Source organism: Nostoc sp. CENA543, from assembly GCF_002896875.1.
GTDB lineage: Bacteria > Cyanobacteriota > Cyanobacteriia > Cyanobacteriales > Nostocaceae > Trichormus.
In genome coordinates, this window is sequence record NZ_CP023278.1 from 6,494,118 (window position 1) to 6,518,273 (window position 24,156).

20 protein-coding genes are annotated in these 24,156 nt (G+C 40.0%); 7 read left to right on the forward strand and 13 right to left on the reverse strand.

Translation table 11 applies throughout. The features are described from left to right. Positions 1 to 8: 8 nt before the first annotated feature. Positions 9 to 254 (reverse strand): photosystem I iron-sulfur center protein PsaC, encoded by a 246-nt coding sequence (gene psaC, locus CLI64_RS27240; RefSeq protein WP_010997613.1) that lies wholly within the window; start codon positions 252 to 254, stop codon positions 9 to 11. Between the two features lie 606 nt (positions 255 to 860). Between psaC and CLI64_RS27245 the strand changes: the two genes are divergently transcribed. Further along, a complete protein-coding gene (locus tag CLI64_RS27245) occupies positions 861 to 1,340 on the forward strand; it encodes a hypothetical protein (protein ID WP_103140136.1) in 480 nt (159 codons plus the stop codon). A gap of 7 nt (positions 1,341 to 1,347) precedes the next feature. Here CLI64_RS27245 and CLI64_RS27250 read toward each other — a convergent pair whose 3' ends face one another. From CLI64_RS27250 to CLI64_RS27260, 3 genes are all read right to left on the reverse strand, one after another. Then, positions 1,348 to 3,105, reverse strand: a complete 1,758-nt coding sequence (locus CLI64_RS27250) for a GTPase (protein WP_103140137.1) — start codon at positions 3,103 to 3,105, stop codon at positions 1,348 to 1,350. A gap of 215 nt (positions 3,106 to 3,320) precedes the next feature. After that, positions 3,321 to 5,861 carry a GTPase gene (locus tag CLI64_RS27255; protein WP_103140138.1) on the reverse strand — a complete coding sequence of 847 codons (2,541 nt, stop codon included), beginning with the start codon at positions 5,859 to 5,861 and terminating at the stop codon, positions 3,321 to 3,323. Positions 5,862 to 6,054: 193 nt separating this feature from the next. Then, positions 6,055 to 6,675 carry a type I restriction enzyme HsdR N-terminal domain-containing protein gene (locus tag CLI64_RS27260; protein ID WP_103140139.1) on the reverse strand — a complete coding sequence of 207 codons (621 nt, stop codon included), beginning with the start codon at positions 6,673 to 6,675 and terminating at the stop codon, positions 6,055 to 6,057. A 176-nt stretch (positions 6,676 to 6,851) separates the two neighbouring features. On the opposite strand from CLI64_RS27260, the gene CLI64_RS27265 reads away from it, so the two are divergent. The 3 genes from CLI64_RS27265 (at position 6,852) to CLI64_RS27275 (ending at position 11,238) form a co-directional block, all read left to right on the forward strand. Continuing rightward, positions 6,852 to 8,843, forward strand: coding sequence for an iron uptake porin (locus CLI64_RS27265; RefSeq protein WP_103140140.1), 1,992 nt, complete (start codon positions 6,852 to 6,854; stop codon positions 8,841 to 8,843). 239 nt (positions 8,844 to 9,082) lie between these two features. Further along, positions 9,083 to 10,180 carry a hypothetical protein gene (locus tag CLI64_RS27270; protein ID WP_103140141.1) on the forward strand — a complete coding sequence of 366 codons (1,098 nt, stop codon included), beginning with the start codon at positions 9,083 to 9,085 and terminating at the stop codon, positions 10,178 to 10,180. A 428-nt stretch (positions 10,181 to 10,608) separates the two neighbouring features. Then, entirely contained in the window at positions 10,609 to 11,238 is a 630-nt protein-coding gene (locus CLI64_RS27275) for a DUF1361 domain-containing protein (protein ID WP_374703949.1), read from the forward strand. Between the two features lie 114 nt (positions 11,239 to 11,352). Here the strand turns inward: CLI64_RS27275 and CLI64_RS27280 are convergent, their stop codons facing one another. Then, entirely contained in the window at positions 11,353 to 12,435 is a 1,083-nt protein-coding gene (locus CLI64_RS27280) for an AI-2E family transporter (RefSeq protein WP_103140905.1), read from the reverse strand. Positions 12,436 to 12,610: 175 nt separating this feature from the next. Between CLI64_RS27280 and pdxH the strand changes: the two genes are divergently transcribed. Then, positions 12,611 to 13,255, forward strand: a complete 645-nt coding sequence (pdxH, locus tag CLI64_RS27285; RefSeq protein WP_103140143.1) for a pyridoxamine 5'-phosphate oxidase — start codon at positions 12,611 to 12,613, stop codon at positions 13,253 to 13,255. A gap of 56 nt (positions 13,256 to 13,311) precedes the next feature. Here the strand turns inward: pdxH and CLI64_RS27290 are convergent, their stop codons facing one another. After that, entirely contained in the window at positions 13,312 to 14,136 is an 825-nt protein-coding gene (locus CLI64_RS27290; RefSeq protein WP_103140144.1) for a DUF3153 domain-containing protein, read from the reverse strand. Between the two features lie 86 nt (positions 14,137 to 14,222). Beyond that, a complete protein-coding gene (locus CLI64_RS27295) occupies positions 14,223 to 14,741 on the reverse strand; it encodes a tetratricopeptide repeat protein (protein WP_103140145.1) in 519 nt (172 codons plus the stop codon). Positions 14,742 to 14,914: 173 nt separating this feature from the next. On the opposite strand from CLI64_RS27295, the gene CLI64_RS27300 reads away from it, so the two are divergent. Continuing rightward, positions 14,915 to 15,352: a hypothetical protein gene (locus CLI64_RS27300; RefSeq protein ID WP_103140146.1), complete on the forward strand. Its 438-nt coding sequence runs from the start codon at positions 14,915 to 14,917 to the stop codon at positions 15,350 to 15,352. A gap of 100 nt (positions 15,353 to 15,452) precedes the next feature. Here the strand turns inward: CLI64_RS27300 and argB are convergent, their stop codons facing one another. From argB to CLI64_RS27315, 3 genes are all read right to left on the reverse strand, one after another. After that, positions 15,453 to 16,340 (reverse strand): acetylglutamate kinase, encoded by an 888-nt coding sequence (argB, locus tag CLI64_RS27305; protein WP_103140147.1) that lies wholly within the window; start codon positions 16,338 to 16,340, stop codon positions 15,453 to 15,455. A 250-nt stretch (positions 16,341 to 16,590) separates the two neighbouring features. Then, on the reverse strand, positions 16,591 to 17,130 hold the full coding sequence (locus CLI64_RS27310) for a shikimate kinase (RefSeq protein WP_192881611.1): 540 nt from the start codon (positions 17,128 to 17,130) through the stop codon (positions 16,591 to 16,593). A gap of 6 nt (positions 17,131 to 17,136) precedes the next feature. After that, a complete protein-coding gene (locus CLI64_RS27315) occupies positions 17,137 to 18,738 on the reverse strand; it encodes an NB-ARC domain-containing protein (RefSeq protein WP_103140148.1) in 1,602 nt (533 codons plus the stop codon). Positions 18,739 to 19,313: 575 nt separating this feature from the next. On the opposite strand from CLI64_RS27315, the gene CLI64_RS27320 reads away from it, so the two are divergent. Further along, the gene (locus CLI64_RS27320) at positions 19,314 to 19,517 is read left to right on the forward strand and encodes a hypothetical protein (protein WP_103140149.1); all 204 of its coding nucleotides are present in this window, start codon (positions 19,314 to 19,316) and stop codon (positions 19,515 to 19,517) included. Positions 19,518 to 19,540: 23 nt separating this feature from the next. Here CLI64_RS27320 and CLI64_RS27325 read toward each other — a convergent pair whose 3' ends face one another. The 3 genes from CLI64_RS27325 to CLI64_RS27335 all read right to left on the reverse strand — a co-directional run bounded on the left by CLI64_RS27325 (position 19,541) and on the right by CLI64_RS27335 (position 23,668). Continuing rightward, positions 19,541 to 20,242, reverse strand: a complete 702-nt coding sequence (locus CLI64_RS27325; protein ID WP_103140150.1) for a LapA family protein — start codon at positions 20,240 to 20,242, stop codon at positions 19,541 to 19,543. 246 nt (positions 20,243 to 20,488) lie between these two features. Continuing rightward, positions 20,489 to 21,109 carry a flavin prenyltransferase UbiX gene (locus CLI64_RS27330; protein WP_103140151.1) on the reverse strand — a complete coding sequence of 207 codons (621 nt, stop codon included), beginning with the start codon at positions 21,107 to 21,109 and terminating at the stop codon, positions 20,489 to 20,491. A gap of 207 nt (positions 21,110 to 21,316) precedes the next feature. Continuing rightward, positions 21,317 to 23,668: a ribonuclease R family protein gene (locus CLI64_RS27335; RefSeq protein ID WP_103140152.1), complete on the reverse strand. Its 2,352-nt coding sequence runs from the start codon at positions 23,666 to 23,668 to the stop codon at positions 21,317 to 21,319. Between the last annotated feature and the right edge of the window lie 488 nt (positions 23,669 to 24,156).

The following is a 24,156-nucleotide window of genomic DNA, read 5'->3' on the forward strand; positions in this document are numbered from 1 at the left end:
TGAGTTCTTTAGTAAGCTAGACCCATACTGCGAGTCGTTTCTGCGCCCAGGTAAACCCGAATGCTCAAAAAGTCGGTGGGGCAAGCAGTTTCGCAACGCTTACAGCCTACACAGTCTTCTGTACGGGGGGAAGAGGCAACTTGAGCAGCTTTACAGCCGTCCCAAGGAACCATTTCTAGTACGTCAGTTGGGCAAGCGCGGACACATTGGGTGCAGCCAATGCAGGTATCGTAGATTTTTACGGTATGAGACATTGAAAAAACGGCTCCTTTCCAGTGTTCTTTTCTGTGAAAGAATCATAATCAAGGCATAGTTTACCGCAGTCGCTTATACGCCGTAAGTAAAAGGCTACATAACTTTAAACAATGTAATAGGCACTTTGAAAAACTAGATTTTAGGGAATATCCCTATTTTCCTGGAAATCAGCCACATCACAGCCACGTATTTACCCTTATCGCGCTCCCATAGAAATTTCGTTTGTAAATATATGTAAAGCTAAATAGAAATTGTTAAAAATTATGTACCCCCAGTAACTTATTGTACTCATCAGTAATCATCTATATGTCACGGATCTAATCTTTGGCTGCTAGCTAAGAATAATGTGCGAAAATTCTCTTGATCTTATCGGAAAAAGTTAGGTTTAAAACCGGACTTGCGTCCCGCTACGCTAACGCCCCTAGTGGGCGCACCACTTTGTGGAAGCAAGTTACGCGTTAGCGTCTCGTCAGAGAAAAAATCCTTGTTTCCCTTGGCGCAGCCTCTCGTAGAGAAGGTAGGTAGACACCCCTTGTGGGTAGCTGTCTCTAATTTTGAATTTTGAATTTTGAATTTTGAATTGATTTATTGGCGGTGGAGTTTAAATATTTGTGTGGCGTAAATTTACTGTTATAGTTTCTGTTAGTTTAAGTATTGCATTATCTGTGGCGGGTTGTACGGACGATAAAACCACCCAGTGTCATCGGCTGATTCAAGTAGTGAATGAGGGAAATGCTCTCATTGATCAAAAGAAAGGACAGCAGGTGGTCACAAGTTTGCAACTATCCAAAGATTTAGTAGCAATTACCCAATCTCTACAAGAACTAAAGTTATCAGATCCCCAGTTACAAGAGATTCAAACTGGTTTTATCAGAGTATTCCAAAATCTCAGTCAAGCGATCGCCAAAGCTTCACAAGCACTGGGAACGGCTAAAAATGCTGAAGCATCACCATCAGGTAGAGAAAAACTAGAAAAAGCCAGAAAAGAAATTGACAGCGTACTGACTAAAGCAGCTACGACTGCGGGTAAGGATTCCGATGTACTAGTCAAGCGACTCAATCAGTATTGCAGTCAGCCAAAGTAGGGGTCTATTAGCTAACCTGATTTTCCGTCACTTGGGTAATGTAGCGAAGAATGGAGTCAAAATCTTGACGAATTTGAGTGAGCTGTCTTACCCAAGTGTTAGAAACTGCGATCGCATTTTCTTCATGTTGGCGTGCAGCAGCAATTTGCTTATCAATTTCTCCGTAGATTTGTAAATCTACATCCCTAAATATACTATCTATTTGATTTTCAAGACTCTTGGCAGCACTAATCAAACGGCTAGTAATCTCTCGACGAGCTTCAGCCATTTTATCTTTTCTTTCGGCTTCTTGTTGCATAGCATGAAAATCTGCAACCGCACCAGCTACTGCTATTACAGGTGGAAGAAACACAGTAAAATTAGCAAGGTCTTTAGCAATACCAACAGCTTGCCAAGGCTTGAAATCTACACCAATAAATTTTCCTACACCATAAACTACATGATGGAGATTACTACCAGCTAGATTTGAGGCATTTAAAAAACCTTGACCACTAGCTGCTACCCTCCCAGCAGTAAATTTCTCCCAATGAAATCCTAAGAGTTCACCAATCTTTTGCAACGATTCTACTTGATTTTGTAGACGTTCAATATTTGTATCATTATTAACATTTTTAGCAGACAGTCTTTCAGTATTTTCCAAGCAAGTTATAAAAGTTTTTACAAGATTACTTTGTAACACTTCTTCTGCTTCTTGACTAATCTCTTTAATTGCTGATTTGACTATTTCTTTTAGTTCTCCTGTAGCCTTTGTATAGTGTTTTTCTACGTTTAGCTCAGTTTGGTGATTCAGTTTTTCAAAATCTTCCTGATTTATTGAACCCAAAGCATATGCCAACTTAATTCCCTCTTCAGAAATTGCAGAAGACATTTCTAAAACTATACTATTAAATCTGATTCGTAGACGTTCTCTCTCTTTACGTACTGTACGCGACAAACGTGCCATTATTTCTAAAAAGGCAGTATCTTGGTTAGAATTGCGTGTAAAGCTTAATTGAGCTTCGTCTAAAGCCGCTAAAACGATTCTGACTGGTGTATCATAACGGGCAAGTGTAGCGCGGCTTTTAACAAAATTATTTAAAGCATCAATAAATGTTGGAAAGCGGCTGATGTCGATCAAGAAATCATCTTTTTGATCTATACCTTCACAATAATCCTTAGCATCAATAAAGCACACAGGAAATTCATCGAGACTATGAGGATTGAGTGCATCAGCTAAACTTTGGCGATAATTAGCAATTTTTTGTGCTTCCTCTCCAGCTTCATCAGACATTTTATTTATGAGCAGCATCATTTTCCATCGATAGCCTTTTTCATAAGCTAGCTTTTTGAAATTTTCTACTGTGATTGAATCAAAAAGCATATAAGTGAGGCTGAAAACTAATAAGTCAGCTTTATTGATTGCATCATAAGTAATATCATCATGGTCTTTGCGGTCTGTAAATAATCCTGGTGTATCTATTAACTTAATACCATTCCAGTCATAGTTAGTAGTTGTATCGGTTGCAATATCTGAATCAATCTTAATATCACGCTTTCCTGTTAGTGCAGAGATAGTTGTTGATTTACCAGCATTATATTGACCGATAAAAGCTACAGTCATAATACCATTTTCATGATATTTCTTGGTTTCATCATGAAGTTTATGACGAATAGCCGTCAGTTCAGGATGCTTTGCTTCAACTAAGATGTTATCAAACCGAAGGCTTGCTTCACTAAATTTATTAGCAATCTCAGCAGCATTAAAGACTATATTATTTTGAACCATTTTTAACCCCTTTTTAGAACTGTGCAACAAAACATAAGTAGAACGACTAGAAAAAACTAAACGATGTGAAGCAATGTAAAAATAATAGGATTCAGTTCGTAGTAAGGACTTTAGTCCTTTTCTGTTGGTGGAGCGTCTCGTAGAGAGAACTTTAGTTCTCTCTACTAACCTTGCACAATTCAAAATCTGATTCCTATAGTGTCATTAACTAATATTTAGGTTTTATGCTGTAGGTTGCCAAATGTTTGTTCAGAAGACTTGACTGAGATAATAGAGATGTCTTCTTGTAAAACCTGGTTAATTATTTTCTGGAATCTTTTAGACTTAAACTCAGATTTAGTTTGAATTTTGATATTTCGTCCAAAATCTCTATCTACCTGAGCAATAGTTGTGAGAATACCTTCATCAGTCAACGGTTCATATTTATCTGCACACCAATCTACAATACGTTTGGCATAAGCACGATTAAGATTATCAGCGCAGCCATCTAATTTATTTTGAGTATTTTCTAGATGCTTGATAATTAGTTCTAAACTTTCAATTAGTCCATTGAAGTAATTGCTAATATTACTTTCTACATCCTTAGAATATTTACTGAAAGACTCTTCGGCATTTTTCAGAGCTTTTTGTTGCTGATCTTTGAATTGATTGTTTAGAGAGTTACGGATATTTTCTACAGCTTCACGGCGTTTTTGCTCCTCAGATTTGAGGAAATTAGAAATTAAATGTAAACAAGCACCAGTAATTCCTAGAAAAATTCCAACAGGCGCAGCAAATAAAAATGCTGATGCTCCTAATACTCCTAATAAGTTACCGCTAAAACGTAGCATATCTTTATAGGGGATACTGTCTTGCTCATTTAAGTTAACGTTCCCAAATTTTAATCTAGCTACATTTTGCAATTCATTACCTATTTCTCTTAGTATTTTTTGCACTTCTTTATTAAATTTTTCTTCAGATTGTTTAAAAGCAATATTTAATTTTCCTTCAACATTTAATATGTTGAGTTTATCTTTCAATTTTGAGTTCAACTGACTTTGTTCAGCATTCCAATTTTCTTCTGCAAAAGGTTGTATTATATCAAACACATCTTTAAATACAAGCTTAATGTGCTGTTGTAAAGATTCCCAATTATCCCTAGATGCTTTGTGTACTTCATGCTGAAACCTTTGATGTATATCTTTCAATTGCGTAACCCAATCTTGATAACTTTCTATCTGTTCAGTAACCCACTTGTTTGGTTCGTCAATTGCACTGACAGTAGAACCAAGTAAAGTTTGAGAACGCCGAATTACTCCATGCTCGGCTAACGAAACTCGAATAGCATCAAGAAGCTCTTGCATATGGCTTCCTTGAAACAGCTTCTCTTGATTGTCTTGATGCTCTGGTTCTTGTGACATTTGTGCAGCCAATAACATCACAGGGATAATATCAAAGTAATCATTAGCATAATGATTTTTGGCATAGCGACGAATGCGTTCAATATGTCCGCCTAAACCACTACTACTATCCATAACAAATAATTTATCTGGGTCTTGCAAGAAATAATCTAATCTGCGCTGGTCACGGAGATTATTCTTAATATTTAATAAGATAATCAGTGGTTTTGCTTTTTCTTTTAGAAGTTCTAAAAATTTAAATTCAGTTTCTTGAACACTATCATTTGTAACTACATAGCAGATAACATCAGATTCTTCGATGACTCTAGCAGCAATCTCTTCATCACTTTCTCCTCCAGGCGCACCAATACCAGGAGTGTCAATAATCCGAATATTTTTCCATTCATAAACGCGGTTAAAACGAGTAGTACGCTGTTTACCAACGCCAATTGCTTCCCAACCATCACCCGTAATAATTGCATGGAGAGTGCTTTTACCAGCTTTAGTTTTACCCATAAAGGCGATACTAAAATAATTTAAAGCACGTTGTTTTGATCGGAGTGATTCGCGTACTCCTTCCAGTTTTTTGATAACTTCAGCCGAGAGAGCATTTTTTGTAACTTCAAGCTGTTGTGCTACTTCCTTAGCTTTATTAGCTTGTCCTTTATTACTTGTTTTTTTATGTATTAATTCAGTAGTTTGTTGAATATTTTCTACTAGATTTTTAAGAGAAGTATAAGCACTTTGAAGTGACTTTTCTGTATATTTGTAGTCCTCAGTTGCTATTGATTTACATTTTTGAGTAGCTTTTTCATATTCAGCCCCAGATAGTAATATTTCTTTCCGCAGTTTTTTTACTTTATGTCCAAGACTTTTAGGTACAATTTGTGTTAAATTATCCACAAGAGCGCGTGATAAAAGTGAATCTACTCCCTTTAAAAGACGCGCACCTACAGATAATTCGTATTTTTCGATATCGTTATAAATATTTTGAACTGTGCTAAAGTTTTTTGCTCCTTCTAGCAAGTTTGTAATTTCTGTATCTGACCAATTCCAAATTTTTGCAACATGGTTAACCATTTCCTTTTCTGAAGGTGAACAGTAACCATCAACATAAGCAATTGCTAGTATCTGTCGTATGGCCTCACTTTTCTCCTTGGTGGGGATTTGACGCGCTACCTCTTCAAGAGATATGAAATCTTTATCTTGATTGAGTATTTTCTCCATCTCCTCAAGGGTGCGTGTTCCCATTTTGGCTTGCTGTCCCAAATCTTGTAGTGCTTTTGATTCTTCGCTGTGAATTTGTCCGTCAGCACACACCATATGGGTGAGGAGTAAAAACTGGTAGTTTATTTGCTCAGTAGTTGGTAGTGACATCTTTACCCTAAGTTTAAATCCTATACTTAGGGTAAGCAATAATTATTATTATCAACGTCAGAAAATATACTTAAATTACGAATATACTGAAATGATTGATTTATGGAATTTTCAGAACCTTGAGGTCTTTGATAAAACTGGCCATATATTCACAATTCATGGTTTTTCCAGTTATTCAAGAGCCTGATTAATCTTAAATGACTAAACGAGCTAGGCGTTTGAGAATTTTTGTCACAGTATAAATGTCTTCATCACGGTTGAGAGACAGTGTGTAAGATAATGCGTATCTTGGTACATCTTCTTTAGTTAACTTAATAAACTGAAATTCTCGGCCATTAGTAACAAAGCCAAATGTTGGTTTGTCAGCATTAGGATTACCCAACATATATGCTAAAACTTGAGGAATGGCTACTTCTAAAGAATATTGCGCTCTTTTGGCTTCAATTACTAGCACCCAAAATGGCGGATGAAAAACCAAAATATCAATACGTCCCCTGACAATTGTGCCTTCATCCTCAGAAGAAATTTCCACCTCATATTCGGAAGCAATGTAAAAAGGTGGTCGATAAAAGCCTGCTAGCCGTAATAATGGAGATAAAACCACCATTTTGACGACAGGTTCTAAAATCGCATATTTCGATAAATGCGAATATTCTGCTTTCACTTCATCGAGTAATTCTTTCTCAGAATCACTTAAATCTGGTAAATCCTGCTGCCACTCTAGGAAAAATTCTTTGTCCTGTGCTAGTTCTAGCCCAAATTCATCAATCAATTGGGCTAGGGTAATATCTTTTCCTTGAACAACCTGAACCATTTGCCCATCCCTTTTAGTCAAATAGTAATTGAAAATCCAGGCTTTGCGCTTGCACCGTTAACTTTATACGTTCCTCAAAAAGTCGTAACTTTTATCACTATTATTTTAAAATTTGTCCTGAATAACACCAAATTGTTTCGTTAAAAGAAATAACGGTGTTAGTCAAACGATATACAATGAGTGACATAAGTCTACTGATGGCTGGTGTGTTGACTGGCAAGCCACCATCTTTGACTGATCAAGTACCTGCACAGTCGCCATTTCAGTCAAATCATGTAGATCAGAAATCAACCCAGGAATCATCTCAGGGATTTTCCGCAACTGACATCACACCACCTGAATTTTTACAGGTGGAATATAGTATTACTCAATCTTCAGGAAATAATCAAAAGTATCAAAATAAACTGATTAAGCAAAGAAACGGAGAACAGGAAAAAAGAACTTTAGAATCTCAAACTAACGCAAACACAAATCAGCAAAATACAGAGGAAACATTTTTTTCTTCTCCCACACACACCAGTTTGCTCAAGTCGGGAAACCCGCCCACGCCAGTGGCTCCTCTACACTCCCACACCCTAGATCCAGAAACATCAGATATCAAAGCAGAATTCTCTCCTTATCCTGCTCTAGCTCAATCTCCAGAGGTAGCTGCACCTGAGTCAGATGAGGCGATGACTCAAGTTCTTCCTGTATCGCAATTGGATGATGTGCAGCCTACAGACTGGGCTTTTGATGCTTTGCAATCTATCGGGGAGCGTTACGGTTGTACGGATTATCCTGGGAAAACGTATGATGGCGATCGCCCTATTAGTCGTTATGAATTTGCCGTTGGTTTAGAAACTTGTCTCCAGCAAATTGAAGAGTTACTGACTAGCAATCGAGATCACACTATTGAGCAAGAAGACCTAATCATATTGCAACGTTTGCAATATGAGGTCAAGGAAGAGTTAGCGCAATTACAACAACGTGTAGAATTAGGCGATCGCAAAACTAACAATATCGCAGCACAGCAATTTTCCACAACTACTAAGTTATTTGGCCAAGCCATTTTCAGCATCCAAGGAACAAATACTAACGATGTAGATTTATTTCCCAGGGATGGTGTACCAGAACGTCAAGGTAAAGCCCATCTGACTTTCAGTAACAGTGTGCAGTTAACGTTAGCAACTTCGTTTACTGGTAGAGATTTATTACTAACGGGACTAGCGGCGGGAAATTTGGGTTCTAGTGCGCCATCTGTATTTACGAATATGGGACGTTTGGGTTTTGAATCCAGCACAGATAATAATTTATCGATTAACGATTTATCCTATCGATTTTTAGTAGGGGATAACTTAGGGGTGGTGGTGGGAACAGCAGGTGTTAACCCGATTAACACCTTTCGCGGGATCAATCCCTTAGAAGGTTCTGGTGATGGTGCAATTTCTCTTTTCGGTCAGCGTAACCCGATTTTAGCGATTGGTAATGGTGTGGGTGGTGTAGGATTTGATTGGCAAATTAGCGATCGCATCAGTCTACAAGGAGTATACAGCAGTGAAATCCCTGGTTTTCCTGGGGATAGTAACGCAGGTGGACTGTTCGGCGGTAGATTCACCACCGGCGCGCAGCTAACTTTAACACCTACCGACAATCTTGATATCGGCTTACATTATCTTTATTCTCACTCTCCCGATGATTTATTGGGAACAGGTATCGGTGATGCTCAATTAATGTCACCCTTTGCTGATAGCACCGCTTTTAATACCCATGCTATGGGTGCAACTGTAGCATGGCGTGTCAGTCCAGATTTGCAATTGGGTGCTTGGGGTGGTTACTCTATCTCTAACCCAGAAAATCTGTCAGGAAGTGTGGAAATTAGCAACTGGATGGCGTTTGCAGCCTTTCCTAATCTCCTGCGTCCTGGGAATTTGGGGGGAATTCTAGTCGGACAGCCACCCAAAATTACATCCAGCACCTTACCTGATGGGTTTAACTTTCCTAACTTCTCCGATGGTGGTACACCAGGGGGACGGCGTGATACATCAATTCATTTAGAAATGTTTTATCGCGCACAAGTAAATGAGCATTTATCTATTACACCTGGTTTCTTTGTAGTTTTCCATCCCGATCATAATGCTGCCAATGAGACATTATTTGTTGGCACATTGCGAGCTACTTTCCGGTTTTAATTTTAATTACCTGTAAATGTAATTACTAAGTGGTTTTGAGCTACTTAGGGTTGTAATTCTGTTGAAGTTTGAGAAACAACTAGCGTGTAATCTACCATCGCAGGGATAAATCAGCTTAAAAACTACATTTAACCTCATGGCAGTTACATCTCCCACTTTAAATCACGCATGAGACGAGTTTCCTGAATCTCGCCTGTGCGTGTTTTTTCATTGAACCATTAACCAGGAGCAAATTTACTATGCGATCGCGCTCATCAACTACTAAATTGGGTTATGGGATTCTCAGCAGTAGCAGTTTAGCAGTGATTTTGTTAGGAATGGGGGGAAACAGTGCTTCAGCACAATTAACAATTCAAAGCACCGGAACTTTATCAGGAAATATTCAACTTCCCAACTTTAACCCCAACTTCAACAATCGAGTCACGCGGATTGATACTGACTCTAATGGTACTTACTACCGCAATGGTAATCCCATTTATCAGTCTAATTATGTGAAGATGGAAACAGCCGCAGATGGAAGTTTGCGCTACTTTGTGGATTTTAAAGGTATCCCTGTCATTTCCTTAGATGGTGTTCTCAGTTCACCTGTGCTTTCCAAAGGTGAATTGACTGGTTTCACCTACCAAGGAAAAATCGCAGATACAAAATTTCAAGGTGTAGTTCAAGATGAATTCGGATTAACAAAAGCTTTTTACACTGGCATTGTTACCGATCCTAGCACTGGTAAACAGTACCAAGGGACATTTCAAGTTAGTGGACAAGGCCCAAGATACAGCGATCGCAACGGCGGCGAAAGTCCCACAGTTTTTGACTTCAAATCCGATCTACCAGGTCAGCCAACTGTCACATCGTTGCAGATGAAAAATTCACCTTTGGTGAGATTAACCATCACAGTTCCGGCTGATGCTACTTTAGTCACTCCCAACACTAACACTAATACAACCAATCCTACCCCTACCACTAACACCAGCACCACAAATTCTGCTCCCAACACTAACACCAGCACATCTCAACCCAGCACCAACGTCAGTACACCCACGCCTATTACTAGCGTCACTAATTCCCAACCCAGCACCAACGTTAATACATCCCAACAACCCAGTCAAAATATCACAACTACTAACCTAGCTTCCAATGTTGATATTGGGACATCCAATATAGTCTCTAGTGATGCTCAATTTAGCGGAACAGGATCACCAGGATTAGTCACACCCACGCCTTTTGCAGAAGCCAATATAGAATTCAGCAGTGGTAATCCCTCTGTCTTTGCTTTAGAAACTGTGACTCCTCAATCTCAAGTTAAAGTCGGGCCTCGCAGTCGAATCATGGTGCGCTAACCATTTGGCAATTTTTAATTAATTCGCTGTGAAATAATTCAGGAATCGCAACTAGGCAGATTGTAGTTTATTTCAGAGCTAGGACAAGAGCGAGATTCAGGTGTATAAACTTACCTCAAGTTCTTAGTAGTTGTTTTTACTTCTACTGAGAACTTGTTTTTGTCAATTGATGAGAAATGAAAACCAAATTTTTCAACTACATACATAAGTTTAAAAAATCCTGTAATTCTCACAAAATTAATGAGGATGAATGATGTTTTATCTGTGATTTTATGTATATACTAGCTACTTAGAACAAACTTAGTTAAAGAATATAATTTGTTTAACTAAGTTGCAGTGATACACAATTAATATATTTATCCCCAACAATCGGCTAGTTAATATTACAAATCTCATCCAATTCAATTAATATTTTGTGAGTGAAAGCTATGCCAGAAAAACTAATAGTGAATATCTTGCAGGTTTTAAGTATAAATATGGGGTGGATGACTTGGAATTTATTCCTAGCTTTTATCCCTGTAGTATTAAGTGTTTGGTTATTTCGCCATAAAAAGGGGCGTTCTTGGCTGTGGTGGTTAGGATTCTTAGTTTTCTATGCCTTTTTACCAAATGCGCCTTATTTATTAACTGATATTATTCACTTAATTCGTGACATCCGCACAATTCAATCAGTATGGATGATTATATTGGTACTAATCCCTGTTTATTTTGTAGTCATCTTCTCTGGTTTTGAAGCATATGTTATTTCCTTAATTAACTTCGGTTATTATCTTCACCGCATCGGTAAAAGCCAATGGATTTTAGGGATGGAGTTGATTACTCATGCTCTTTGTGCGGTAGGTGTTTACTGGGGGCGGTTTTTACGTTTCAATAGTTGGGATTTTGTGACTCAACCCGATGCTTTATTAACTAAAGGAGTCGAGGAACTTTTAGGCAAACAACCCTTGTTTATTGTCTTTATAACTTTTGTAATTCTCTCTGTTCTGCACTGGTTAATGAAGCGAGTTACCCTTGGTTTTGTAAATCAACGAAATTCTAGAATCGGAATCGCACCATAGTTATACCAGTTCTCTATGCAATTACACCAAATATAAATATGTAGAGACGTTGTATGGAACGTCTCTACATCACAGAATAAACGGTATCATAAAGATTTCATGTGAGTTTAATATTTAATTTTCCGTATCTTGATGAATGGTAAATGTTGACATGAAATCACCTGAATTACCACTTTTGAGTACGTCAAAAGTACCTTTAATTGTGCCAGCAATAGGAACAGCCACCAGAGTTCCTAATAACCCTGCAATTTCATAACCCATCAAAATAGAGACGAAAATCCAAATGGGATTTAGTCCGATGAAATTGCCAAGTAATTTGGGAGCCAATAAATTATCCTTAATTTGCTGCATAAATATTGTGGCTATGGCAACTTGTACAGCTAACCACCAATTTTGGAGTAAGACTAAAATAACTACTGTTCCAATACCAAGGGCTGCACCAATAAAAGGAATTAATTCAGAAATACCAATGAGTATGGCAAATAATAAAGCAAATGGCACTTTGAGAATCAAAAATATTGGGGTTAGAACTACTGTCATAAATAGTCCTAACAACAACTGACTGAGGAAAAAGTTTTGAAAATTCAGTTGCAAAGCCTTAGTGAAGGGAATTCTGAATTTAGATGGTAAAAGATTGATCAGACCATACCAGACGCGATCGCCATACAATAGCATATAAAATGCCAACACCACCACCAAAATCAAATTCAGCAATCCTGAAAGCAACGTTCCTGCTAAACCCACCGCACCTGAAGCTAACTGCTGAACTAAATTTTGAATACTGGCGTTGATTTGACTAGTCAACACTCTTAAATCAATAGGTAAACGTCGCTGTTTAGCAAACGCCTCTAACTGTATGAAATTATCTTGACTAGCACTTAACCAATCAGGAATTTTATTTAATAATTGAATAGTTTGATCAATTAGCAAGGGTACTAAAGTCACCCCCACAATCACAAATAGAGTTAATGTAACTAGCAGAACAATGATTACAGCTAAAGTTCGAGAAATTTTAGCCCTTTCAAAAAGTTTCACTGGATAATTCAGTAAAAAAGCTAAAATCGCCGCAAAACTCAAAATAGTAATAGGGTTTTGGAAATAACGAAAGAGTACAGATAACAGCCAAACGTTCAGAGCGACAATTGGGCCACCCAGACCGTAGAATAGTAAACTTTGAAGGGATGCCGAACGGCGTATCTGACGCAATCGATACTCCTTAGTAATAGTCAATAGTCAATAGTCAATAGTCATTAGTCATTAAACATCAATACTTCGTCTTCCTTTTCTCCCTTACACCCCTACACCCCTACACCCCTACACCCTTACACCCCCATACCCTTACACCCTAATCTCATAAGGAAATACATTAACGATGGACAGAACAATAGCTGATCTTCGGAAAGATTATTCTTTAGAAGGTTTGAGTAAGAACGAAGTTGACCCCAATCCTTTTATACAATTTAAAAAGTGGTTTGAGCAGGCACTAGCTGCCCAACTTCCCGAACCTAATGCTATGACTCTGGCCACAACTACACTAGATGGTAAACCATCGGCGAGAATGGTGTTGTTAAAAGATTTTGATGAAAGGGGTTTTGTCCTCTTCACCAACTATAACAGTCGTAAAGGACAAGAATTAACAATCAATCCCCAAGCGGCTTTAGTTTTTTGGTGGGCAGAATTAGAACGTCAAGTCAGAATTTTAGGGTGTGTTGAGCGAGTTTCTGAAGCGGAATCAGATTATTATTTTGAGACTCGTCCCGCTAAAAGCCGTTTGGGTGCATGGGCTTCAGAACAAAGTCAAGTCATCCCCAACCGAGAATTTTTAGAACAGAGAATGCAGGAATTGCAGTCTAAATACGAAAATCAAGAGATTCCCCGTCCCCCCCATTGGGGAGGATTTCGGGTGATCCCCAGCGAAATTGAATTTTGGCAAGGACGCTCTAGTCGTTTACACGATCGCTTGCTTTATACTCTTACAGAGAATGGCAATTGGCAAATTGAGCGTTTATCTCCATGAGTCAGTGCTGTTAGCGGAAGCGGGGCGTTTAGCCCCGCTTCCGCTAACAGCACTCATCACTCAGCACTCAACTTTAATCGGGGATCAGGCATATAGTTATATCTCAGGTATATGCCTCCCCAAACGAACAAGATAATTAATAAGCCACCAATTCCTAAAGGACTGGGTAGCCAGAATACTACTTCAATGTGATTCAGTTCACCAGGCTGGAGTTGCCATACTAATTGCTGACCTTTCTTTTCTGGTTCAATGGCGGTTTCTGAGACTGGTATACTTTTGGCACCCCAAGGAGTATTGAGGGCAAATTCTAAATTGAGAATAGAACCAGTATCAGCCATAACGTTGCCTTTACTGCCAATCAAAGCCAGCGATCGCAAATCTAAATCATAAATTAATTTATTCCTGACTGCTAAGATAAAGTTATTTTGGAATAACAGTAAATTAGACTCTACTTTGGGTATATCTGAACTAGATTCTGTACTTTCAGGTTCAGCATCTTGTTGATTTTGTGAAGTGAAAAATTCATTAAATTTAGTCTGCAATTCCTGCCCATTACTAAAAGGAATCGTTACCACAACTTCTTCTCTAGAAATGCGTTTAGCTTTACCATCTAGTTTACGAGCGCGGTTTTCAATACTATTTAACCATTCATAAACATAATCACCGCTAAAACTAGTGAGTCTTTGTTCTAATCTAATGTGTTGTATTAGTTCACCACTATTAGAATTATTAAAATTCACCCCAATATCATACTGAACACAACCCGATAATAGTATTGATATAGACAATACTAAAGGCAAAATTTTACGACTATTAAATCTAAATAAATTAAATGCTCTACTTAAAGACTTTATTCCTTGCCAGAAACTAGAATAATTCATTAAATATACTCCTCCTAAAAATCACATAAAAATCTAATCTCTTCCCAGTCCCCAATCCCAGTCCCCAATCCCCAATCCCCAATCCCCTAAATTCCCTGCCAAACCAAATAAGAAATTGTTAACCCAATAGCAACTAATGCCACCCAAATAAAGCGATTATCTTTAGTATTGACCTGACTTAGATCAACAAACTCTTTTTCTGGTGGTTTACGTTGAGTAGATGGGCGCGGTTTGGGTGCTATGCGGATTTTGGCTTCATTATCTGATATTGCTGCCAAATCGGGAATTTCCGTCATCCAATTACTCGGTCTTTTCAGTTTTGGTGCTTGCAGGATGTAAACTAACCTGCGTGCTTGATCGCGGGTTTCTGAGTGGGGATGACGACGGAGTTGTTGACACAGTGCGATCGCATCTTCTGTACGTCCGGCTGCTTCATAGGCTGTCACTAACCAAATCTCTACTTCACCCCCTAAACGGGAATTACGTTCTAATAAATCCCTGGCTTTCTCTAGATTTTCTACAGATTCCCGATATTTGCCATTTTCAAAAGCAATTTTACCGGCTTGGTATCTAGTTTTAGCTAGTTCTAAACTTTCTGTATTCACCACGATTTACCCACCAATCAGCACTGCTTTTATTTTGCCAAGTGTCCTAATCTTCTTGGAATCTTTATTAAAGCTCGGCAATTTTCGACTCAATAAACTTTTAAAATTCTATCTAAGTAAATGCCGTTATTTTCTTAATAAAAATTGAGATTCTCAAAATTAGGTCAGTAAATATGCTGAAACTTAAGTATTCTCTAGGTTGTTTGGGTACAGGGTTGGTTTTCGGACTGATTAACGCCACAATTAGCCCAGTATCGGCGCAACAAGTATTTGTGATTGATGGGAATAACTCTTTTGGATATAGCCAGACAACTTCAGATGGTTATTTCACCTATGGCAGTCCCTTACCCAACCGGATACCTGTACATCCCAGAATAATAAACGTACATCCCCGAACAATCAATGTACAGCCTAGAAGTATCGGCAATTATTACCCTTATCCTCCAGTCAGACAGCAAGTAATTAATGATACTACGCTGTTTAATCCTACCTTAGTAAATCCCATCATCAATAATTCCACACTAGTAAATCCAGTGATCATTAATAACTCTTGGCACCGTACACCAATCAGGCGATCGCGTGTGATTATCTATCCAGGATGGAAAAGATAGGGCATGGGGCATGGGGCATTGGGCATGGGAAACAGGTGTAAATATCTCTCCTACACCCTTATACCCCTACACCCCTACACCCCTACACCCTTACCCCTTTCTAAATCAACGAACCTAAAATCATCGTCCCAATCCCGACATCGGTGAAGATTTCCAGTAGTAGGGCGTGGGGGATGCGGCCGTCGATGATGTGGGCGGCGCGGACACCTTGGGCTAGCGATCGCACACAGCAATTGACTTTGGGGATCATCCCACCACTCACCACACCACTAGCAATCAAATCTCGTGCTTCCCGAATATCAACTTTGGGAATTAAGGTGGAGGGGTCTTTGTAATCTTTCAAAATCCCTCTGGTATCTGTCAATAAAATCAATTTTTCTGCCCCTAGCGCGGCAGCAATTTCTCCTGCTACTGTATCCGCATTAATGTTATATGCTTGTCCCGTTTCATCGGCGGCGACGCTAGAGACTACGGGAATATAACCATTACTCGCCAGGGTTTCTAAAATTTTGATATTAACGTTACTGACTTCACCGACAAAGCCAATACCTTCTTGACCTTGGGGACGGGCAGTAATCAAGTTACCATCTTTACCACATAGCCCTACAGCTAAACCGCCAGCTTGGTTAATTAAGGCGACAATCTCTTTATTAACGCGTCCTACCAACACCATTTCCACAACATCCATTGTGGGGGCATCGGTAACACGTAGACCATTCTTAAATTGTGCTTCAATACCCAGTTTATCCAACCAGCTGTTAATTTCCGGGCCGCCACCGTGGACTAAAATTGGTCGCAAGCCAACGCAGGATAAAAAGACAATATCCCGGATCACTTGGTCTTTAAGGGTACTGTCTTTCATTGCCGCACCACCATATTTAACAACAACAGTGCGACCGGCGAATTGTTGAATATAAGGTAGTGCTTCGCTGAGAACACGCACCCGTGTGGCTTCAGTTTGCCTGATGTACTCAGTATCGTTGACCATCGTGAATAGATGTTGAGACTTACATATTTATGCAAGTCAGTGTAGAAGACTTTTTACCCAGCCACAATGTCTTATTACATATCTTTTTTAACTGGGCATTGGGGATTGGGCATGGGGCATGGGGCATTAATCTGTTCCCTGTTCCCTGTTCCCTAATGAGTGCTGAGTAATGAGTAATGAGTAATGAGTGCTGAGTGCTGACTAATGACTGATGACTAATGACTAATGACTAATGACTATTGACTATTGACTATTGACTATTCCTCAACACACTAGGAATCGCTGCCATAATTTTGTCTACTGTTTGTTCTGGTGTTTCTTCCTCGGTGATGGTAATTCTGAGATCAGCTTGGGCGTAAAGGGGTGTGCGTTGTTCCAGAAGCGATCGCAGTTTACCTTGAGGATCAGGGTCTTGTAGCAATGGTCTTGTGCTATCCTCAGCTAAACGGGTATACAGTAAATCTACTGGCGCATCTAACCACACAATTAAACCGTGGTGTAAGTAACTCCAATTTTCTCGTTTGAGAACAATACCCCCGCCTGTGGCGACAGTCAATTTGGTATAAGCGCAAACTTGCCCTAACACATCACTTTCCAGTTGCCGAAATGCTGCTTCTCCTTCCTCTGCAAATATCTGATTAATCGATTTTTTGGCGGACTGGGCAATCACATTATCAGTATCAATAAATCCATAGCCTAGTTGTTTGGCGAGTAATTGCCCGACAGTGCTTTTCCCAGCCCCCATCATGCCAATTAAGTACAGATTAACTCCTTGTAACAAACTACTCACGCTAATTTAAAACTCCAGTTTCAGACTGCTTTTTCCTGTATGATTTTGGTTGTGTGCTGTCAACAGCGTCTGCATTAATAAGCAATCTTCTTTTGCAGCACGTAATTTCAAATTTTCCTCTATTAACCGTTCAGTTGTATACTCAGTTAAGGCTGGATTTGGTGAAAATCTACCTGCTTGCTGTTCAATTAAAGAACGTTTTTGTAATAAATCTACAGCATCCAAAATTAATCTCTGGGAAAGTCTTGGTGATAATCCTGGTATGATGTTGTCTTTTAGCTCACTCAGTGAAACCCAATCTTGATTGATTGCTAACCAATACAGAACATTTTTTTCGAGTTGCGACAAGCGATTGAATTGCTGCTCTAAAATTAAACGCAAGTCTCCAAAAATAATGGTGCGTTGGCTGATAAACTCACTAATGTTACCACCAAATAAGTCTTGAATAGCTGTGGCTGCCAATTGTAAAAATAACGGATTACCTGCATACCAATCAGCTAGTATTTGAGACTCTTTCTCTGTTAGTTGACTCAATCCCTTAGATTGGAGGATTGAGAAGCTGGCTTTTTTGCCCAATCCTGTTAGTTTCCATGAACGCACGGGTAAATTTTGCCCCTCTAAGGCTGTGATTTCTGGTGTTTTTTCGCGACTAGTCAAGATGACACAACTTTGATGTTGCGATTCTCCTAAACGTTGAATTAATTCCTGATAAATTTCATAGTCTGGATGATATTTGATGGGCGATATTAAAGAATTCAAATCAGCGTTTTCTGAATTAGAGTTACTGTTTTGATTGTCTTGATGATTACTAACTAATATCGAGTCAAAACTATCTAAAACGATTAAACAACGGGTAGAACGTAAACAATCTATCAGTAGAGATATTTTCTCATCTACTGTGTCAGCAGTTTTATCCTGTTGATCTGGAGATAAAACCGCAATCAGTTGCTCTAATATCTTCTCTAGGGTAGGTGCAAGACGTAGCGATCGCCAGATAATATACTCGAAGTCTGATTGTAGCTCTTGTGCTAGCTTCACGGAAAAAGCAGTTTTCCCAATACCAGCCATGCCCAAGAGTAGCACTAGTCGGCAATTATCTTCTAAAACCCACTGTTTAATTTTTCCTAGTTCTGTCGTTCTCCCTTGAAAATTACTGACATCAACAGCAGCACCCCAATCCATGAGGGCTGTATGTTTAAATTTAACTAAGTTATTTTCTGGTTCTTTGATAGTTTTTCCATTGCCATTAATGGATTGTAATTGCAACTTATCTTTTTTATACCCTGCTTTTTCCAGTAAATAAGTTACACGACTCCAATTTTTGACTTTAACGGAGTTTCCAGCTTGATTACTTAACATTTCTTCTATATATTTGTAGAGTCCGTTAGATAAATAAACTCTCACGGTGCTACTACTACGACTTTGATACACCACACTAGCAATTTCTGCCGGACTACATCCACAAAGTAAGCCTCTGAGAAATTTTTTTTCTACAGGAGTTAATGCCTTACCTTTAGTTGATGCTAAATCGATGTATAGTTTTTCTAACTCCCAATTCTTTCCCGCTTCTAGAAATACCTCTATTTGATTGGCATCAAATGTTGTCATTACTGTTCGCTATGTATTTAATATAACCTTGGCAATATATTAGCGACTCTTCCATAAAGCCAGAATAAATCAGAGATAAATTTCTAACGAATTTCCTAACTTTTGTTAGGTGACTAAGCAGTTATTTATTAGGTATCGTTGGCTTAATAGAAAATTTATAAAGTTTATTTGAAACTTTAAGTGAAACACTGCCGTCATACTTAATTACCGTTGCTCTATCTTTTCACAGAATGTTTCACTGGTACATTTTACTGAGTTACTTACAGTACAAAATCAAGAAGTTACACCCAAGTGAAAAAGCATGATTCCTAAATGGTAAAAATCCCAGGATTTATCAGTGGAATCCGTCCGCAATTTCAGGTCTACCAAGGAAAGTTCTGAATCAGACTTTCGATAAAATCTCTAATTATTGGACAGTCTGTAATTCGTAATATTTGCAATTAAAGGTGTAAAAAATGACAGTTTTACTCAAAACATCAAATAAGTCTATTCATTAGTTTGAGGTTTAGAGAATACTGCATATTTTCCAGTTATTAGACCGAATGTATTAATGTGGTGTGAATGAGGCATCAACCATGACTCGAATTCGTGATGTTGTGCAACAAGCTTTAGTAACTGGCTATCTGACGGTTGAGGCAGAAAATCAATTACGCTACCTATTAACTACTAGGTATGACATTGAAGATTTAAATGCCTTTATGACTTTGCAAGAGGCTGCTATGAACGGTAATGTGAAGCAAGAATCTCGCGAACTTTGCCAAAAAGGTACTAAAGGATAGTACCGTGATTTGTGCCAATTGCCTCATTTACGTGGTTGATCGTTTTCCCAGTTATCATCTTCAAAGAAACTCCAATCATCATCCTCTTCACTGTTGACTTCATCGTTAGTGGGTTGTTTATAAGGGGGAACGATGACTCGGTAATCAGCATCATAAACTGATTCAGTTTTCCCGGCGGCGGTGTTTTTGGGTTCGCGGTAACTATAGGAGTAGGTAGAGCCAGAACGAGAAACTTTGTTAGGTTGCTGTGGACGTTCGTAACTAGTGGAGTTGCGTTTTGGTTCGTTGGCAGAATTCGGTTGAGGTGCTGGGGTTGGTTGCTCATCAAAATCCCAATCATCATTAGCACCATCATTTGTCCAGTCATCAAATTCTTCGTCAAATCTCTCCCTGCTGCTAGAATCTGGCTGGCTTTTAGGTGGAGGGGGTGTTGATGGTTCAGATGTAAATTGTTCGCGCTTGTTAGTTGTGTTACGTCTAGCTGTTGTTGTCGAGGGAATTTTTTGACTAGGCGCAAAATAATTAGACAGCCGAAACAAGCTAGTAATCAATAGAGATGTGCCGGCACCAGCCGTCATACTAAACAAAATCCACAACGCCAAAGGTAACGACTGGCTTCGCATACCCAAAAAATCTAGCGATAGCACAGGCGACCAATTTTGAACTAACAACAGCGTTAGTCCTCCCATGATTGCTATTAATAGAATTAAACGAATTACAGCCATAAACCTGGGGATTGGGGACTGGGGACTGGGGACTGGGGACAAGGTAGAATTTGTTTCCCAATTCAGCACTAACTATTAATTTAGTCAATAGTCAATAGTCATTAGTCAATAGTCAATAGTCATTAGCCATTACTCATTACTCATTACTCAGCACCGGCTAAACGCCGCGCTTGCGCTAACAGCACGGGCTGAACGCCCCGCTTCCGCTAACAGCACTCATTACTCAGCACTCTTTTTACTTTTAACTCATTTATTGCCTTCCCAGCGTTGTATGGGTATGCAGTCGATGTCTAATTGATCTAAGGCACGCGCCACGACAAAATCAACTAAGTCTTCAACGCTGTGTGGGTTGTGATACCAGGCGGGAATTGCTGGGACAATACGAACTCCGGTTTCTGCTAAGGTGGTTAAATTTCGTAGGTGAATCAGGCTAAAGGGGGTTTCACGGGGGACAACAACTAATTTGCGTCCCTCTTTAATGTGAACGTCGGCGGCTCTTTCTAGTAAGTCGGAACTCAAACCTACGGCTAACTTAGCAACGGTACTCATACTGCAAGGAATGACAATCATTCCCAAGGTACGGAAAGAACCACTAGCGATGTTGGCTCCGACGTTACTCCAAGGGTGACAACGCAATTTACCTGCTTGGGAAACTCCGGCTTGTTCGCGCCAGAATTGCTCCTGTTGATTTGGTTCTGAGGGCATCCGAATATCCTGTTCGGCTTGCCAAACCATGTAACTTGATTTAGAGGCGACTAATTCGACTTCATAGTCAGCTGCTAGAAGATATTTGAGGGTACGAACTGCGTAAATCAGACCAGATGCACCTGATACGCCGATAATTAGGGGTTTGCTATGATTTGTCACCGTTAGTTCATGAGAGTGCTGTTAGCGCAAGCGCGGCGTTTAGCCGGTGCTGAGTTGTGAGTTTTGAGTGAGTTTTGAGTGAGTTTAGAAGTTAGTTAGTAATTTGGTAGATGCTTTGTTGCTTGTGGATGTTCAATTTTTCCACAAGATGTTTTATGAATAGCCGATTTACTCAACACTTTTAACTCAGCACTTAGCACTTGTTGACTATTCCTCAGCATAAGGGTCTAAATCATCGGCTTCAAGGTCGTTGGCTAGGTAGATATCCGAAATATCACCATTTACACCACCAACTCCTAAGCCTTTGACTAGTCCGTCGCTACCTACGGTAACTAAATCTATTTGCTGACGGTAGTAATCGACGCTTTTAACTTGGACGGAGACGCGATCGCCTAATCTATAAGAAGCGCGATTTTTTCTGCCAAATAGGGCTTGTTGTCTGGCGCGGTATTCATACCAGTCATCTTTGAGGGAACTAACATGAACGAGTCCTTCTACCCGTAACGGTACGCCGGGATTAGTCTTCACTTCCGCATCTCCAGAGGGAACTTCAATTTCCACAAAGAAACCATAGGATTGCACGCCGGTAATTACACCTTGAAAAACTTGCCCGATGCGCTGTTTCATCAGTTGGGCTTTTTGCAGTCCGGCTAAGTCGGCTTCGGCTTCTTGGACTTCTTTTTCCCTGTCGTTGATTTGGACAATTACCCTGGTTAAATCGCTTTGCAGTTCTTGCTGCAATTCTGGGGGGAGGACGTTCCAGTTAATTTCTGTGTGGCTGGAGGAGTGGCGCAGGTTCACCCGTTCTTTGACACGGGTATTGCGGCGATCGCGTCCGTGTTCTAGTAGTTGATAATACACTCTCTGGATGAGTAAATCGGGGTAACGCCGCAGGGGTGCAGTACAGTGAATGTATTGGGGGAGTGCTAACCCAAAGTGACTGCCCTGAGTAGTGCTGTATACCGATGGTTTGAGGGTATCTTGCAATAGATAAGTCAACACTTGCTCTGAGGGGGAGTCAGCAAAGGCTCTAGTCAGGTGTTGGTAATCTAAGGGTTCAATTTCGACTTCTGGATCTAGTGCTAATTCCACGCCCAAGTTAATGGCTAATTTGAGCATTTCCTGCACATCTTCGGCATCGGGTGTACCTTGAGTGCGCCAGATGGCGGGAACACCCAAAGCGTTTAAATGCACGGCCATTAATTCATTTACCAGTAGCACAAACTCGGTGAAGAGCGATCGCACTGGGGAATCATCTACCACTACAGCCCCCAAAATCCCTTCATCAAAGTAGGGGTTTTGAGTGGAGGGAAGATTTAACTGCAAGCTACCACGGGCGAGGCGGGCTTGTCTCACACTTTGGGAAATGCTGACTAAGTTGTGTAATAGTTCGATGACATCGGGAGATTCTTTTTTCACGTCTCCCGCTAGTACCCCCTCGGCTTTGGCTTTGGTCAAGGCTGTGTCTACATGAATGACACTTGGTTGGATTTCCCATTCCAAGACTGCACCAGATTGGGCAGAGAAGGTGATTAAAAAGGAGATGGCCAGGCGATCGCTTTTGGGGACTAGGGAACAACGCTCCGCCACTGCATCGGGTAACATGGGCAACACTAAATCACCCAAGTATACTGAACGACCTCGTTTTACTGCTTCCCTGTCTAAAGCTTCGTCAGGCTGTATATAGTGGGAAACATCGGCGATGTGAAAACCTAATTGCCAGTTTCCTGCCACCGTTTTTTCTAGACTGAAGGCATTTTCTACTACCTTCTGGTCATTATTTACTTCCGTAATAGCAAGCGTAAATAAATTACGTAAATCCAGTTTGTTTTTCAGGTCAGCCTTGAGCAGCCGTTTGGATAACTTAGAAGCTGCATCGAGGATTGCGTCTGAAAAATTCCGAGATAAATCGTGTTTACAGGTAACTAAATCTATATCAGCTGCGGCTTCTGCGTCACTACCGAGAATTTGTACTACCCGACCGATGGGGGGATATTGGGCTAAAGGATAACGCAGCACTTCCACATGGGCGAGGTGGTCAAGGGCTTCCTCTAATTTCATGCCGTTAGTTAAGATTTTTAACTCAAACAGCAAACGGTCATCTAGGGGAACAGCCCGAAAACCACCATCTACTTGTTTAATCCGGGCGAGTAGAGTGTGATTAGAACGTTCTAAAATTAACTTAACTTCCCCTTCTGGGGAACGGCGACGACTACCTTCTTTCAGGACTCTGACTAAAACGCGATCGCCATTCCAAGCATTACTCAAATGACTTTCACGGATATAAATATCCTCGGCCCCTTCGACATCTTGAATCGCGAAGCAAAAGCCCTTACTAGAACAACGTAGTTTAGCTTCAATTAGACCTTCTTCTGAAATGCGGCGATACTTACCCCGTTCCTTCGCCAATAGACCGATTTTCTCCAACACCTCCAAGGTGATGTGGAGTTTTTCTAAACTTTCTTCGTCCTCGCAACCGAGTTTTTTTTCCAAAACTTTGCGAGCTACCAATTTATCATCGGTGAAATTGGCAAGGAGTGTAGCGATTGAAAATTCCATGCAGTGAACCGACCTTTGGTCAAAACATCATGTTGGCGTAATCTGGTTCTTTGCCGTATGCCCTCACGGACTACAGTATATTAGCTGGAAACGAATTGCCTCAAGGGCGTGTTCCCGACGTTCTCATCAAGGTTCATCTACCCAGAGGGGAAGATGCGTTTTAGCTACTCAGTGCTGAGTTGTGTTAGCGGTAGCAGGGCGGTTAACAGATGCTGATTTTGAGTTGAAGTAGAAAGCATTCAATAGTGTCACACTTAGTGAATGCTTGGCCTTTGGAGAAAAAATCCTCTTACGGAGAGAAGATTTTTCTCATAAGTGGCTTTTTTACTCAACACCGGCTAAACGCCGCGCTACCGCTAACAGCACTCAATACTCAGCACTGTTCATCAGATGATCCGTGTAGCTGGCTTTCCTGGAGAGTACACTCTCAAAGCACTTCTCACTGCATAACCATTTCAGAGTTAATCTAGGTTTGAGTACCTTCATCG